The 15,930-nt window shown below is 50.9% G+C and carries 10 protein-coding genes and 2 tRNA genes; 7 read left to right on the forward strand and 5 right to left on the reverse strand.

Annotated features, from left to right (window positions below):
- Positions 1 to 3 precede the first annotated feature (3 nt).
- A complete protein-coding gene (locus CVU71_11120) occupies positions 4 to 1,041 on the reverse strand; it encodes a rod shape-determining protein (GenBank protein PKN18066.1) in 1,038 nt (345 codons plus the stop codon).
- 87 nt (positions 1,042 to 1,128) lie between these two features.
- On the opposite strand from CVU71_11120, the gene CVU71_11125 reads away from it, so the two are divergent.
- Positions 1,129 to 2,817 (forward strand): hypothetical protein, encoded by a 1,689-nt coding sequence (locus tag CVU71_11125; GenBank protein ID PKN18067.1) that lies wholly within the window; start codon positions 1,129 to 1,131, stop codon positions 2,815 to 2,817.
- A gap of 69 nt (positions 2,818 to 2,886) precedes the next feature.
- On the opposite strand, the gene CVU71_11130 is transcribed toward CVU71_11125, so the two are convergent.
- Positions 2,887 to 2,962 (reverse strand) — tRNA-Ala (locus CVU71_11130).
- 105 nt (positions 2,963 to 3,067) lie between these two features.
- On the opposite strand from CVU71_11130, the gene CVU71_11135 reads away from it, so the two are divergent.
- The 4 genes from CVU71_11135 (at position 3,068) to CVU71_11150 (ending at position 10,412) form a co-directional block, all read left to right on the forward strand.
- Positions 3,068 to 3,161: transfer RNA gene (locus tag CVU71_11135), tRNA-Leu, on the forward strand.
- Positions 3,162 to 3,352: 191 nt separating this feature from the next.
- Positions 3,353 to 5,383, forward strand: a complete 2,031-nt coding sequence (locus CVU71_11140; GenBank protein PKN18068.1) for a hypothetical protein — start codon at positions 3,353 to 3,355, stop codon at positions 5,381 to 5,383.
- A 29-nt stretch (positions 5,384 to 5,412) separates the two neighbouring features.
- Complete coding sequence (locus tag CVU71_11145; protein PKN18069.1) at positions 5,413 to 7,533, forward strand: hypothetical protein; 2,121 nt, start codon at positions 5,413 to 5,415, stop codon at positions 7,531 to 7,533.
- Positions 7,533 to 10,412: a hypothetical protein gene (locus CVU71_11150; GenBank protein ID PKN18070.1), complete on the forward strand. Its 2,880-nt coding sequence runs from the start codon at positions 7,533 to 7,535 to the stop codon at positions 10,410 to 10,412. The genes CVU71_11145 and CVU71_11150 overlap by 1 nt, the downstream gene beginning before the upstream one ends.
- Here CVU71_11150 and CVU71_11155 read toward each other — a convergent pair.
- Complete coding sequence (locus CVU71_11155) at positions 10,398 to 11,339, reverse strand: hypothetical protein (GenBank protein PKN18071.1); 942 nt, start codon at positions 11,337 to 11,339, stop codon at positions 10,398 to 10,400. The two genes, CVU71_11150 and CVU71_11155, sit on opposite strands and share 15 nt — an antisense overlap.
- A 179-nt stretch (positions 11,340 to 11,518) precedes the next feature.
- Here CVU71_11155 and CVU71_11160 point away from each other — a divergent pair, with 179 nt between their 5' ends.
- Positions 11,519 to 12,307 carry a gluconate 5-dehydrogenase gene (locus tag CVU71_11160; GenBank protein ID PKN18072.1) on the forward strand — a complete coding sequence of 263 codons (789 nt, stop codon included), beginning with the start codon at positions 11,519 to 11,521 and terminating at the stop codon, positions 12,305 to 12,307.
- Between the two features lie 20 nt (positions 12,308 to 12,327).
- A complete protein-coding gene (locus CVU71_11165) occupies positions 12,328 to 13,221 on the forward strand; it encodes a hypothetical protein (protein ID PKN18073.1) in 894 nt (297 codons plus the stop codon).
- 9 nt (positions 13,222 to 13,230) lie between these two features.
- On the opposite strand, the gene CVU71_11170 is transcribed toward CVU71_11165, so the two are convergent.
- Both CVU71_11170 and CVU71_11175 read right to left on the reverse strand, forming a co-directional pair.
- Entirely contained in the window at positions 13,231 to 14,289 is a 1,059-nt protein-coding gene (locus tag CVU71_11170) for a 4Fe-4S ferredoxin (protein ID PKN18074.1), read from the reverse strand.
- Between the two features lie 50 nt (positions 14,290 to 14,339).
- Complete coding sequence (locus CVU71_11175; GenBank protein PKN18075.1) at positions 14,340 to 15,815, reverse strand: hypothetical protein; 1,476 nt, start codon at positions 15,813 to 15,815, stop codon at positions 14,340 to 14,342.
- Between the last annotated feature and the right edge of the window lie 115 nt (positions 15,816 to 15,930).

The raw sequence follows: 15,930 nt of genomic DNA on the forward strand, positions 1-15,930 counted from the left end.
ACATCAGACCTGAATAGTGACCTCTTTGAGCACGTCCAGTTGATCCAGTGCCATGCCGGCGCCGCGGGCCACGGCACAGAGAGGATCGTCGGCAATCGTGATAGGCAGGCCGGTTTCTTCCCGCACCAGAATATCGAGATTTTTCAGCAAAGCACCGCCTCCGGTCAGCACAATGCCGCGGTCAACAATATCACCGGCCAGTTCCGGCGGGGCATTTTCCAGAGCATCTTTTATCGCATCGACGATCAACGTCACGGGTTCGATGATCGCCTCCCGGATTTCTTCGGAGCTTGTTTCGATGGTCTTCGGGATGCCCGATATCAGGTCACGTCCTTTGACGTCAATCGTTTTAATCTCATTCATCGGATAGGCACAGCCGATTTGCGTCTTGATGATTTCAGCCGTTCTTTCACCGATCAGCAAACTGTATTTGCGCTTCATGTACTGGACAATTTCTTCATCAATTTTATCCCCGGCCACCCGAACCGATTTGGAATACACGATGCCGGCCAGGGAAATCACGGCCACTTCCGTGGTACCGCCGCCGATATCAACCACCATGGAACTGGTGGGCTCGGCAATGGGTAATCCCGCACCAATTGCCGCCGCCATCGGCTCTTCTATCAGATATATCTCCCGGGCGCCGGCCGACTCGACTGTTTCACGCACCGCGCGGCGCTCCACCTGCGTAATGCCCGACGGTACGGAAACAATTATGCGGGGGCGCACCAGTGATTTGCGGTTGTGTACGCACAGGATAAAGTGTTTCAGCATGGCTTCGGTGATATCGAAATCCGCGATGACGCCGTCACGCATGGGGCGGATGGCAACAATATTGCCTGGAGTGCGTCCCAGCATGTTTTTGGCTTCATTGCCGACCGCCAGCACCTTTTTCATGCCTCTATTATCCATATGCACGGCGACAACGGACGGTTCATTTAAAACAATACCCTTTCCTTTAACATAAACCAGTGTATTGGCAGTTCCAAGATCAATGGCCAGATCATTGGAAAACTTTCCTAAAATATAATCGAACAGCATGTGCCCTCCTGTTTCTTTAATGTATCGTATTCATATATTTTTTGGGTCTATATCGTATTTCATCCCCCTAAGCAACGCATTTTTAAAATGTATTTGCAATTTGTAAATGACTGTAATACTAGTGATCCTGATTGTAAAGATATTGGGTCACTCAACACTCACTTTAGAGGTAATGAAATGCTGAAATTTTTCCGTAAACACGCTCGAGGCTGGTTCATGCTTCTTTTCATGGCCATCATTATTTTTGTTTTCGTCCTTTATTTTGGAACAGACCGGGGCTCTCGAACAGCCAACGCTCTGGCCATTGTCGATGGCGTTGCCATCACCGAATCCGAATATTATAACGAATACTCAAAAATAACGGATATGGAAAAAGCGCGTCAAGGCGGCGCTTTAACGGCGGAGATGATCAAGCAGATGGATCTCAAAAAGGTGGCCATCGACAACCTGATCAACCGTCAGGTCATTATTGCCAAAACAAAAGATTTGAAACTGCAGGTGTCCGATGACGAGTTAAAGCAAATGATCATGACCATACCCGACCTGCAAACAGACGGGAAATTTGACAACTACAAATATAAGCAATTACTGCGCATGAACAAATTAACCGCAGAAGACTTTGAAGCCAGCCAGAAAGTGAATCTGGCTGCCAGTAAAATTGCCGTTATAATTCGTGAAGGGATCAAAGTATCCGATCAGGAAGTGCTGGATCTTTATGCCATGCAGAATCAGAAAATTAATCTCAATTTCCTGCAAATTTTCGGCGCTGATATCACCAGAAAAATCAATCCATCCGTAAGCGAGCTGGAAAAATATCTTAAGAACAACAGCAATGCTTTTCGCGTTCCCGAGCAGGTAAAAATCAAATACCTGTTTTTTGCCGCCGAGACGTTTTCTTCCGCCGAAATCAGCCCCTCCGACGTCAGGGATTATTACAACCGCAGTAAAGAAAACTACAAAGGCAAAGACGGCAAGCTCATGGGGCTGGAACAGGCGACACCGGTCATCATCAAAGAGCTGAAGCAAAGCCGGGGAATGCAAAAAGCCTTTGCGGAAGCCAAGATAGCGCACGACACCATTTACCAGGAAGACAACTTTGACGCTTATGCCGCAAAAAATAACCTGAAAGTTCAGGCTGCTGATTTTTTCCCGCTCAATAAACCCCCTCAGATCTTTGCATCCGTTAAAGATCTGACTTCGCAGCTGGCCGGCTTGCAAAAGAAGGATATCAGCAAAGTTCTGACCGCTGGCAATGGCTATTTCGTGATACGCATTGACGATAAAAAGGAAGCCTTCACGCCGCAGCTCAAAAATATTGAAACGGACGTTCGCCGCAGCTATCTCAAGTCTGAGCAGGACAAAATCGCCTTCGAGGACGCCGCCATGATCCTTGAAAAGCTGCGCAAAGGAGAAAATCTGGATAAACTGGCTTCGGAGAAAGGTTTAAAAGTACAGGAAACCGGCTTATTTCAACCCGGCACGGCTATTCCGAAACTCGGCAACCATCCCGAAACCGTCGAAATACTTCTGTCTCTTTCCATGAATCAGCCTTATCCGGAAAAGCCTCTTGCCATCAATAATACAAATGTGATTATCAAACTCAAGGAAATGAGCGCACTGGACAGGAGCGATTTCGCCGCAAAAAAAGAGATATATCGAAAAGTGGCGATGAATCTGAAACGGGAAGAAGCGATGAAATTATGGCTGGAAGGCAACAAAGCGGAGATGATCAAAGCAAAACGGCTGAAAATCAATAAAGAGGCAAAAGATTTATAATCCGAATCAGCGGTTTTTGATGTAACTGAAAAAGGGAAGAACCATTATCCGGTTCTTCCCTTTTATTTTTGGTGGAGATGAGCAGGATCGAACTGCTGGCCTCTTGAATGCCATTCAAGCGCTCTCCCAGCTGAGCTACACCCCCAATCAAGACTTCCCAAATCGAAGGGCCTCTTTAACATGGGCATTTGCGGCTTGTCAACAGATTTTAGCTTGACATTTTGTTCTCCGTCTATATAATCGCGCCCGTGCCGGAGTGGTGAAACTGGTAGACGCAGGGGACTCAAAATCCCCCGCTCGCAAGGGCATCTCGGTTCGATTCCGAGCTCCGAGCTCCGGCACCAGAATATTCAAAGGTTTGCAACGCTCATCGTTACAAACCTTTTTTCATTTTGGGACTGATTGCAACTATTCTGCAATCATGAGCCCTTTGTACATACAATGGTCAATCTTTCATTGACATTCAAGCCCGCTCCTATTATAAAGTTCAACATTATTGGTAATTTACTATCAAAAAAAGAAGGATAAAAATAGGGTGACAAAGAGAAACATCCAGATCAAAGCAGAGCCGCTGCAGTTAACTTTAAAAACCACTGTCCGGCATGCTGCGGCGACCCGGAAGGAAGGGGAAAGCCTCTGGATCGAGGCAAAAAGCCAGGGGCATACGGGATACGGCGAAGGTTGTCCCAGAGACTATGTGGCGGGCGATGATCTCACCTCCAGCCTCCAATGGGTCAGGGAAACGTTTTCCGCAGGCGAGGTGGATTTTTCAACGCTCGATGATCTGAAGCAATGGTCATCCTCTCATGCAAAAATGATCGATCAATATCCTTCGGCATGGTGCGCCGTCGAAATGGCGATACTTGACCTTCTTGCCAGGGAAAAGGGCTGTTCAGTTGAGGAACTGCTGGGACTCAGAGGCGATATGCGCTATGGCCGCTACACAGCCGTTCTCGGGGATCAAAAATTATGGCAATATGCCACCCTGGTTGATCAATATCTGATCCGCGGAATTGCGGATTTCAAAATCAAACTCAGCGGCAATCCGGCAGAAGACACGCAAAAAATAGAACTGCTGGAGGATTTGTCCGTTCAGCATCACGCTCCCACTCCCCGTATTCGTCTGGACGCCAATAATTTGTGGAAGGATCGCTGTGATGAAGCCATCGCTTTCACATTGGCGCTGGGGCGCGAAAGATTGTTTGCCGTGGAGGAACCGGTGCAGGCGCGGCATATTGAAGATATCAGCCGTTTCAGTATGGCTACGGGACTTCCCGTGATTCTGGATGAAAGCCTGTGCACCTTGGCTGATCTGCGGTTATTTCAAAATGTGCCGGGTCAATTCATCGCCAATATCAAAATCTCGCGGGTGGGCGGTCTTACCCGGGCGTTGCAAATGATCACCGAAGTAAAAAAGCTGGGATGGCCGATTATTGTAGGTTGTCACGTCGGTGAAACATCATTGCTGACAAGGGCTGCACTGGTGATCTCCGCTGCTGCCGGAGAAAATCTTGCGGCCCATGAAGGGGCTTTCGGCGATTATCTGGTGTCACGGGAACCATCCCAACCGACCCTGACGTTCGGACGCGGCGGGCTTTTGGATTTGCGCATGCCTTATCATCTGAAAACCGTCCGGGGGCTTCAGATCGTCCCGGTAGAAAACTGGGATGCCGGTTTTGGCATGCAGTGCCGGATGCCTCAGGCAGCGGATGACGGCGCGCCGGACATCTGTTTTCTCGAAATGCCCGACCGGTATAAAATTCATTACCGGCGGTGGGGCCTTCCGGAAGGTGAAGATGCGGTGCTGATTCTGCACGGGGGCATGAGTCATTCAGGCTGGCTGGCGCCGCTGGCGATTCAGCTCAGATCGATGATGCCGGATCTAACCGTCATCGCCGCTGACCGGCGTGGCTGCGGATTGAATGATAAGCGGGGAGACCTGGGTTCCGTCCATGCGGCAATTGGAGACGTCACCCGGCACATTGAATTGCTGAAAAAATCTTTCAAAAGGGTGCATCTCGCCGGCTGGTGTCAGGGGGCGCAATACGCCGCCGTGGCGACAGCCGGGATGCCCGATGCCGTTTCCAGCCTCATTCTGATGGCTCCGAGCTTTTTCTGGAATGAACGCTTCCACTCCGTTTTAAGCATCAACAGAAAAATCACGCAGGAGATGATGGCCGTATTTAAACTGAAACCCGAGCGCGATCATGCCTGCATTCCCATCCCCATGGAGGCCACTGATTTTACACTAGTCGACGAATGGCTGGACTTCATCGAAAAAGATGATCTTAAAACCACATTACTGAATTTGAAATCATCAGGGATCGCAAGTGAAATTCAGGAGATGTCCTGGTTGGCCATGCCCCGGAACGGCCTCCCCGTGCTCGCGATGATTGCGGAACAGGACCGCATCGTGGACAACAGGAAAATCACACAATTTCTGGATCAGTTATTTTCCCGAGAGACAAAGAATCAGTTAATCGTCTTCAGCAGCGGCCATGCCATACAATTTGAGAAACCCAGGGAAGCTGCATTGGCAATATCAGGATTTATCCGGAATCTTTAGAGGCAGAAATTCCAGCAGGAGGCTGTCCCATGAACCAGCAGGGCCCGATAATAGTGAAAGAGTTTAATGAACACCCGGATCCCGATCCCGTGGTCATCCCGTCCTATTTCCGCCATCATAATCTTATTCGAAAACTCAGCTCCAAAAAAACGATTAATCAGCGTAAACTTATCAACCTGTGGAACAGCATCCACTTCATGGATGGCATGGTCCAGGTCCACCTCCAGCACCCCCGTTATAAAGAGGGACTCCTTGTCGAAGCCCATCCGGAACCCTGCGGTGACAACTCGATAACCTGCCGCTGGCCGGAGAAAAGCGGCCTGTTTACGGAAAACGCGAGTATCCTGGACATTATCCTGACCAACGGCCTCACGATGTTCCTCGTGCCCGCCAATCTCCTGGACATTCAAAAAGATCATTTTACAATTGAAATGCCCGATCGCGCGTATATCCTGGGCAAAAGGCAGGCCAGGCACTTTGATTGTCAGGGCATCAATGCCATGCTGGTACAGGACGGGTTTCAGGCCCATGGGCAGCTGACGGATTTCAGTTCCCGGGCCTTCACCATTAAGGTCAGCCCGGAATCCACCGGATCTTTCCGCTGGTTTAATGCCGACAACCCATCGACGGTCAATCTTTACCGGAATGGCCGGATGGTTTTTTCGGCATCCTGCCGATGCATCAGACAAACGGCTGACCAGGGGCTTCGGGAAATTGTATTGGCCCCGGCGACCAGCCAGATCAGCCGTTTTTTAAAGAAAAAATGGCGCAGCCCCCGCGTTTCGGTCAGGCCCGTGCCGAATATCACCTTTGAGCATCCATTAATTCTCAAAAATATTCAGCTGGACGTTAAAAACCTTTCCTCCTCGGGCTTCGCCATTGAGCTTGCCGCCGATGAAGATGTTCTCATCCCGGGTATGATCATTCCTGACTTGAAAATGAACTTTTCAGGCGCTTTGCAAATCCCATGCGAAGCACAGGTTCTCTACCGCCGCGCAATAAAGAAGAGCATCATCCTCTACGGTTTTGTTATCCTGGATATGGACGTTGTCGCCTACAACCGGCTGAGTCATATTGTCATGAATATCATTGATCCCGGCGCTCATGTTGCCGATGAGGTCGATGCCGAGCAGCTTTGGGAATTTCTTTTTGACAGCGGTTTCATTTATCCTAAAAAATATACCACGATCCACGCGCACCGGCAGCCGATGAAGCTTGCTTATCAGCGGCTGTATCGCGATAATCCCGAAATCACCACGCAGATCACGTATCAGCAAAATGGCCGGATATATGGGCATGCCTCCATGGTCCGATCTTACAGGCGGACCTGGATGGTTCACCACCTTGCCGCCAGACCGCTTAACAAAAAGAGGACCGGCCTGCAGGTCCTGAAACAGATCATGCACTATTTCAACGGCCTCTATCGGCTGCCTACCGTCGGGATGGACTATATGATGTTCTATTTCCGGCCGGAAAACCGTTTTCCCGATCATTTCTTCGGCGGCTTCGCCAGGCATTTCAAGAACCCGCGGGCCTGCTCGCTTGACCTTTTTTCCTATATCAATTATCCGACATCCGACACCAGAACGCCCCTGCCTGAAGGGTGTGTGCTAGCCGGTTGCACAGCCGCGGATCTGGAAGAATTAAGGCGTTTTTATCAGAATACGTCCAACGGACTCCTGCTGGATGTATTGAGCCTGGATAAGGAAGGCGAAGAGGGAAAATTCCTTTCAGAGCTGTATGCTGGCCATGGGTTCCTCCGAAGCTGCCGGAGCCTCTCTCTCACGCAAAACGGAACATTAAAAGCCGTTATCATCGTGAACAAATCGAACGTGGGGCTCAGCCTCTCGGACTTCTTAAACGGGCTCAAAATCCTGGTCACCGATGCAGCGGGTCTGCCCTGGCCGATCCTGTCTGCGGCCATTGCGCAGGTGGCGGCCGAAAATTACAAGATGGACCAGATACCGGTTCTCATTTATCCGTCTGACTATTTCAAAGCACAGGATGTTTCGATTCCTGAAAAGAAATATAATCTCTGGATCATTCACGCTCATTACGCCCGGGAATACAGTGAATACATGATGGAAAATATCAAGTTCAGAATCAGATTTATTATCCGGCTTTTCTTGAAAAAATTCAAAGGAACCTGATGGAAGAAAAACAGTATTACAACAGCCGGATTATCAAGAGCTATGTAGAGTACCTGAAAAAGTTCTTTCCGGATATTAATATAGCTCCGTTATTGAAATACGCGGACATTGAAATGTTCCAGCTCGATGATGAAGGACACTGGCTGACCCAGACACAGGTTGACCGGTTTCACGACATCCTTGCGCAGGCGACGCAGGATCCGGACATCTCCAGGAAGGTAGGTCGTTTTTCGGTAACATCCCGCGCCTCCGGCGCTCTTGGACAGTATATGCTGGGATTTATGAACCCGGCAACGGCGTACGGCGTTTTGGAGAAAATCAACGGCCGTCTCAGCCGGGCAGCCGTGATGAAAACCCGGACGATCGCATTGGATAAGCTTGAGGCGAAAGTAACGCTACAGCCGGGTGTGGACGAAAAACCTTACCAGTGCTCTAACCGGCTGGGTGGACTGGAGGCGCTGGCAAAACTCTCCACCAACAAATTAGCCAGCATCGAACATCCCGTTTGCGTCCACAAGGGCGGGGACTGCTGCCTGTATGTCATCTCCTGGAAAAAAACGCCCTCCCTGATCTGGAAACGCATCCGCAATTACTCCTCCGTCATCGGCCTGGTCAGTTGCATCATCGCACTGAATTTTATCCAACCCGCCTACTGGGATGCCCTGGTCCTGTCGTTCGTCATCGTCTTGATGGGATTGACGCTGCATGTCGAACATCTGGAAAAAAAGGAACTGTTATCCATTATCAACAATCAGGCGGATGCGTCCGACCTCCTCCTGGATCAAATCAACAGCCGGTACAATGAGGCCCTTCTGATTCAGGAAATCGGTCAGGCGGCCTCCATGATTCCCGAGGTCGACGAGCTTCTCAAGCATGCCATGAAATCGCTGATCACCAGGCTGGATTTTGACCGGGGAATGATCATGCTGCAAAACGAGCAAAGGAATTTGCTCGTTTATTCCGTAGGCTGCGGATACAATCCCAAAGACGAAGCCTACATGGAGGGCATTAAATTTCATCTGGACAACCCCCTCTCAAAAGGCGTGGCCATTGAAGCCTTCAGAAAACAGAAACCCGTATTGGTCAATGATGTATCGCTAATTGAAAAGGATCTGTCCCCAAAGACTCTTAATTTCATCCGCGACATGGGCACTCAGTCTTTCATCTGCGTTCCGATAGTCTATAAAGGGGAATCCATGGGCATCCTCATGGTGGACAACATCCAGACGAAAAAGCCGCTGGGCCAGACGGAGATCAACCTGTTGATGGGCATTGCCCCGCAGATCGGCATCAGCATCAGAAATGCCGTCTCCTATCAAAAAATCAAGGAAAGCGAAGAACTTTACAGGACGATATTCGAAAGTACGGCCACGGCCAATATCATTGTCGCCGAAGACTCGACTATTCTCATGGCCAATAACAACTTTGCCGGCCTGTCCGGGTATACAAAACAGGAACTGGAAGGAAAGATGAGCTGGACGGCTTTCGTCCATAAAGACGATCTGGAAAAAATGAAAACCTACCATAAGATGCGCAGGCAGGATCAGGGATCATCGCCATCCTCTTATGAATTTCGCGCCGTAAACCGTGAAGGCAAAATTCTGGATCTCATGACGAGCGCCGCCATTATTCCTGATAAGAAAGAAAGCATCATCTCGATGGTCGATTTAAGCGGAAGAAAGCAGCTTGAAACGCAGCTCATTCAGGCGCAAAAGATGCAGTCCGTGGGACAATTGGCCGGAGGCGTCGCCCACGACTTCAACAACATGCTCAGCGTCATCATCGGGAATACGGAAATGGCCCTGAACAAGGTTGCCCCCTCTGAACCCCTCCATAAAGCACTGCAGAATATCCTGAATGCAGGGAGACGGTCCGCAGATCTGACCCGCCAACTGCTGGCCTTTGCCCGCAAGCAGAATGTCACCCCCAAAATTCTTGACCTTAATGAGACAGTGGAAAGCATGCTCAAGATGCTGAGAAGGCTCATCGGCGAAGACATTGATCTTGCCTGGTTGCCAAACAGCACCTTATGGCCCGTGAAGATGGATCCCAACCAGATTGATCAGATCCTGGCCAATCTGTGCGTCAACGCCCGGGATGCCATCACCGGCGGGGGCAAGGTCACCATCAAAACGGAAAATACCGTCCTTGATCACGCATACTGCACTTATCACGCGGATTTTGTCCCCGGCGACTATGTGCTTCTGTCCGTAAGCGACAATGGCTGTGGTATGGATAAGAGAACCCTGTCCAATATCTTCGAACCGTTCTTCACCACCAAGGAGGTCGGCCAGGGAACCGGACTGGGATTATCCATGGTCTATGGCATCGTTAAACAGAACAACGGTTTCATCAATGTCTACAGCGAACCCCTGCAGGGAACCACCTTCAAAATCTATCTGCCCCGATACGCGGGCAAAGCCGTGCAGATCCAGAAGGAAGACATGGCGGAACCACTCCAGCGGGGGAATGAAATCATTCTGCTGGTCGAGGATGAACCGACCATCCTGGAAATGACCGCGACAATGCTCGAAAGCCTCGGTTACACCGTGCTGACCGCGGGCAGGCCAAGCGAAGCGATCCGATTGGCCGGGGAGCATGACTCTGAAATCAATCTGCTGTTGACGGACGTCGTTATGCCTGAGATGAATGGCCGGGATCTGGCTCAAAACATGCTGCCTCTTTACCCGCAAATTAAGCACCTTTTCATGTCCGGCTATACGGCCAACGTTATTGCCCATCAGGGCGTGCTCGATGAGGGCGTCCATTTCATTCAGAAACCGTTTTCGGTAAACGACCTGGCCACCAAAGTGCGGGAAGCACTGGACCGTGACCATGATAAATTTTCCGCTTCGAAATCCGGTCTACCGGTTATCTAAAACGGTTTTGCCGGCCTCGTATTTTTTCAAAAAGCTGACAAAGGTTTGGTGGTGCGGGCGGAAATCGAAGGACTTGAGGTAAATCAGATAGAATTTTCTTTCGATACGGCAGGAGGTGATGGGAATTTCATAAAGAAGCCGGGACGCCAGTTCGCGCTTAACCGCGTGCACCGACAGGACGGATACGCCGAGCCCGGCAATCACGGCTTCCCTGATCGCCTCGGAACTTCCCAATTCACCGCAAATATTCAGCTGCGAAAGGCTGATTGACTTTTTTTCCTTGAGATAGGCTTCAAAAACAGATCGCGTCGCCGATCCCCTTTCGCGCAGGACAAACGGCTCCGCAAGCAGTTCGGAGATGTCTATCGAACCTTTTTTGACAAAACGGTGATGCTTGGGAACAACCAGAATCAGCCGGTCATTCCAGAGCGGTTCGGCCGTCAGCTTCCGGTTGAGCGGTTCTTTGCCGATGCAGCCGATTTCCACCTCATGATCCAGCACCATATTCAAAACTTCTTCGCTGTCTTCCGTTTTTATAAAAATCCGGATATCGGCATGATCTTTTTTAAACGCACTCATGGCATGCGGCATAATATAGGTAGCCGGAATGGTGCTGGCGCCGATATAGATGTCGCCACCCGTATTTTCGCGCAGCTTTTGGATTTTTTCGCCCGCTTCCTTGCGCAGCTTAACCATCCGCAGGGCGATATCATAAAGAATTTTCCCTTCCGGAGTCAAAGAAACACCTGAAGGGCTGCGGTTGACCACTTTCACATTGAGACAGTCTTCCACATTGTGAATATTCTTCGTCAACGCCGGTTGCGTCAGCAACATGCGCTTGGCCGCACGGCTGAAACTGCGTTCTTCCACCAGACAGATCAGGGCCTCCATTTGCTGGAGGGTAATGTTTTCAAAACGGTCAACCATGATGGTAAGTGCATAACATAAATATTTTTTATCTACAAAGTTTATATATTAACCGACAGGATCATGACAGAATTTTACATATTTTGGTAACGACTCTTGGCTGTTTATGATACTATTTGCCGCCGCATGAAAACGATTCCGGAAAACATCCGGTTAACAATAATTTTAAGGAGGAACAGATGAAACTCACAGACATGTTTTCGCTCAAGGGAAAAGTGGCGCTGATCACAGGCGGCGGCCGGGGCATCGGCAAATTTATTGCCACCGGCCTTGCCGAAGCAGGCGCGGATATCATTTTAACATCCCGCAAGTTGAAGAATCTGGAGGCTACGGCCAAAGAACTGGAAGCCGAGTTCAAAGTCAAAGCGCTGGCCATTGCCAGTGACATGGCCAAAGAAGAAACCATTGACGCCATGCTGGCGGAAGCTGTGGCAAAATTGGGGCACATTGACATTCTGGTCAACAACGCCGGTGCGACCTGGGGCGCTCCCACCCTTGAGTTCCCCCTGGAAAAATGGGATCAGCTTTTCAACGTCAACGTCCGCGGCGTCTGGATTCTCACCCAGAAAGTCGCCCGCATCATGAAGGAACAGGGCGGCGGCAACATCATCAATATTTCTTCCGTCATGGCTTTCCGCGGCTCCATCGAGGAAGGTCATCCGGCCATTCCTTATAATTCCACTAAAGCGGCCATCAATCTGCTGACCATGAATCTGGCTGTCAAATTGGCCCGGTATAACATTCGCGTCAATGCCATCGCACCGGGTTTTTTTCACACGGACATGATGGCTTACATCGACAAGCCCGATTTTAAACCGATCCGCGACGCGATCATCAATGAGATCCCGCTGCGCCATGTCGGTGAAATTGATGACATGAAGGGTGTGGCCGTATTCCTCGCTTCACCTGCTTCGGCCTTTATGACCGGTCATGTCATGGTTGTTGACGGCGGCCAGATCGCCAAATAAATGCCAGGGAAGGAAAAATCGTGCCTTCATCGGTGCAAATTGCCGTGCCTAAAGAATCGGCGACTGTTATTTTAGTCCGAAGCAATCCCGAGAGCAACTGGGAAGTTTTTTTAGCATGCCGCCATCGCAATCAGTCTTTTATGGCGGCGGCTTATGTTTTTCCGGGCGGTCAGGTGGATGCCGCCGACGCGGACTTACAGCTCAATAACTTTATTGCAGCACCGGATCAATTTAATCCGCAGGCATTACTTCAGGATCCCGGTTTATCCCCTGAGATGGCGCAGAGTATTTTTATCTGCGCCATCCGGGAAACCTTTGAAGAAGCAGGCATACTCATTGCGCAGGACTCCGGCGGACATTCACTGAAATTCGATTCCAATCAATCCATCGACCGCTTTGCCGACTACCGGAGAGAACTTAACGCCGGGCAGATGACACTCAAAGAGATCGCTGAAAAAGAAAACCTGCTGTTGTCCCCGGAAGCTCTGGTTCCTTATGCCCACTGGATTACACCGGAAATTTCTCCGAAGCGATTCAGCACCCGCTTTTTTCTGGCACAACTGCCGGAAGGCCAATTGACGACGACCGATTGCGACGAGTTGACGGACTGCCTGTGGGGCACGCCGGAAAATATTTTAAAAATGCATGACAATAAAGAGGTGATGCTGATGCCGCCGACGCTGAAGACCCTGGAGGAACTGGCGGCATATACGACGATCGACGCACTATTTTCCGGGATCAAAGACCGCGCTATTTATCCCATCCTGCCTCAGCATTCGGAAAATTTTTTAAAGTTGCCGCACGATCCCGAGTACGGCATTGAAAAATTTAAAGTGCCGGCCCGGCTGGATGAGCCTTCCCGCATCATCTTCACCGACGGCATCTGGCAGACGGGATTTTATCCGAATAAATAAAATTCGAAATTATCCGGCCTTTTCCCGGCTCATCACCGCATACGTATCATAAACGGTTGCAGGCGGCGTATAAAGGCTGTCATCCGCTTTTTTATCCAGCTTCAATGCGTCGGTGGGACAGGTGGTGACGCAAAGACCGCAGCCGATGCAGCGGTCGGCGTGAAACCCGACTTTCTCATCCTTCATCTTAAATGCCCCCACGGTGCAGCGCGAGACGCAGATACCGCAGTGGTTACAGAGGGCTTCGTCAAACAGGCAGGCATAATTGCTTTTCACCGCGCGGGCCGGGGCCGGGAAAAGCTTGAGCGAAATCAGCATGCCGCAGCAGCAGGAACAGCAGCAGCACATCGCTTCCACTTTCTGAGAATTCAAAATATGGATAACCAGTCCCTCCGCTTCACTTTGCTTCAGAATGGCCAGTGCCTCCTCCGTGCTGATGTAACGCGCCATTCCGTTTTCCACATAATAATCGGCAAAAGTCTCAAACTGCAGGCACGTCTCCAGGGGATGCGAACAGGTTTTTCCATACAGGCTCACCGCCTTGCGGCAAAAGCATTCGGCAACGGCAATGCGGGCTTTCCCCTTGATGATCGCGGCAGCGTCATCGTAGGGGAAGATGGGCCGGTCGGCGACGATTTCGGCATTGATGGGAATGGAACGCAGATGGGGTGTTTTCTGCCCGTGGAACGTGGCGCCCAAACCGGTCAGATAATACTGGGAGATGTCCTTGAGCAGCGGTTTATCTAAATTGTTCAACTGGAATTCATAGATGCCGACAATGAAAGGAACCGGAAAATAACAGATCGCCTCATCCTGCCTGACTCTGAAGATAAGGCCCTTGCGGGCCATTCCTTCCAGTCGAACCGCCATGTCCGCAACATCCGATGCCAGACGCAAAGCCACCTGCCCGGCCGTTGCCGGTTTGGCCTCCAGCTTCAAAAACAGATCCGCGTCTTCTTCGCTGAAGAGCTGACGAAGGATTTTAATTTCTACGCCATTGGCTGTTGCCGGATAACCGGTTGCCATCATTTCCAGCCTGTCGCGCAATTTTTCATAAATATTGCTCATCAAATATCAGTTCCTCCGTTTTCTGTCTGGTCCCGCAGAGTTCTTGTCTTTTAATGCTCCGCCCGCGCGCGCCGCTTCTGATAATAGGCTTGAGCCTTGGCCAGCGCGCGGATCGCCTGTTCCGGAGACGAGTATGCCATAATCCCCATCTTATCCAGATGCCGGACGATATTGCCTTCATCGGGATCATCAAAACCGACGACATCGATCACCGGCAGGATCGGCTTGTTGAACTCCCTGATTTGTTCCACGATCAGATCCAGAAGCTCCATTTCTCCGGCGATCATTTTCCCGGCAGGCCCCTCCATAACGTCGCGGGGAAGCACATCGGATGCCAGCCAGCGTCTGGCACGGCTGGTCATATAGCCTAAGCCCAGCAGAACGATGGCGTCCATGTCCGCGTACTTTAACAACGCGGCAGTGGAATCGGTGATCATCGAAACCTTTCCCGGCGCAACCAGATCAACGGGGTTGCGTCTGCTCCAGAAAGACGGCAGATAGGCGTCGAGCATGCCGACCACCCGGGCAGAAAGCGGCGGAACCTCAAGGCCTGCCGCCTCGCACAGATCGGCGGATATAACGCCCAGCCCTCCCCCCTGCGTGACGATGCCGATCCTCTTCCCTTTGATTTCCGGCTGGGAGAGCAGGAGTCCCGCGATATCCACCATCTCATCAATGGTATCCGCCACAATGATATTGGCCTGACGGCAAATGGCGCGAAACACCATGAAGCTTCCGGCCAGCGTGCCCGTGTGCGACATGGCCGCGTCCGCGCCGATGGTTCCGGTACCGCCTTTGAGCAGGATGACCGGCTTGGTCGCCGATATCCGTTTGATCGTATCGATGAATCGGCTGCCCTGGCGCACACCTTCCACATACAGGCAAATGACTTTGGTCTTGTCGTCGGTTTCCAGATAGTCCAGGTAATCTTCAATTGTCAGATCCGCCTCGTTGCCGGAGCTGACCAGGCGACTGATGCCGATCTCCCGCCGGATGAACCGGTCGGAGAGGCAGGTCCCCAGATTGCCGCTCTGGGATAAAACAGCTACGGCCCCCCGTGTGAATTGCGAGGCGGTCATGATCGCCTGCATGCGCGATGGATAGGCGCTGTACACTCCCATGGTGTTCGGTCCCACCATGCGGATACCGCCTTCGCGTGCGACGGAAAGAACTTCCTGCTCCAGAGCCTTTCCCTCTGCGCCGGTCTCGCCGAATCCGGCGGTGATGACGATGGCGGCGGGGATGCCAGCGGCAATGCATTCGCGCAGCGTATCCGGAACCTTTTCTTTAGGGACAACGATGATGGCCATCTCAACAGGCCGCGGCACTTCAGCCAGGCTTTTATACAGGGGCCTGCCAAACCATGTGCCGCCCTGAGGGTTTATTGGATAAATGTTGCCGGCATAACCTCCCCTGATGAGGTGGTGAAGAATGTTAAATCCCCATTTGGAGGGATTTGCGGACGCACCGATAAAGGCAATAGCCCGCGGTTCAAACAGGGCTTTAAAAAATAATCCGCTATTCATGTCCGTACCTTATGCTTTATTTGAGTAGATCGATTTCAAGCGATTCTACGGAATTTAAATTGGTCTTCTCTGACTGCCGCCGGTTGACCGATGGTGTCGCAGTACATCAATCATC

The sequence above is a fragment of the Deltaproteobacteria bacterium HGW-Deltaproteobacteria-6 genome (assembly GCA_002840435.1).
Lineage (GTDB): Bacteria > Desulfobacterota > Syntrophia > Syntrophales > Smithellaceae > UBA8904.

Bases quoted from the DNA above. Each gene is read 5' to 3' on its own strand.
- CVU71_11160 (PKN18072.1), top strand. From the start codon at position 11,519: ATGAAACTCACAGACATGTTTTCGCTCAAGGGAAAAGTGGCGCTGATC.
- CVU71_11175 (PKN18075.1), bottom strand. From the start codon at position 15,815: ATGAATAGCGGATTATTTTTTAAAGCCCTGTTTGAACCGCGGGCTATT.
- CVU71_11155 (PKN18071.1), bottom strand. From the start codon at position 11,339: ATGGTTGACCGTTTTGAAAACATTACCCTCCAGCAAATGGAGGCCCTG.
- CVU71_11120 (PKN18066.1), bottom strand. From the start codon at position 1,041: ATGCTGTTCGATTATATTTTAGGAAAGTTTTCCAATGATCTGGCCATT.
- CVU71_11170 (PKN18074.1), bottom strand. From the start codon at position 14,289: ATGAGCAATATTTATGAAAAATTGCGCGACAGGCTGGAAATGATGGCA.
- CVU71_11125 (PKN18067.1), top strand. From the start codon at position 1,129: ATGTATTTGCAATTTGTAAATGACTGTAATACTAGTGATCCTGATTGT.
- CVU71_11145 (PKN18069.1), top strand. From the start codon at position 5,413: ATGAACCAGCAGGGCCCGATAATAGTGAAAGAGTTTAATGAACACCCG.
- CVU71_11150 (PKN18070.1), top strand. From the start codon at position 7,533: ATGGAAGAAAAACAGTATTACAACAGCCGGATTATCAAGAGCTATGTA.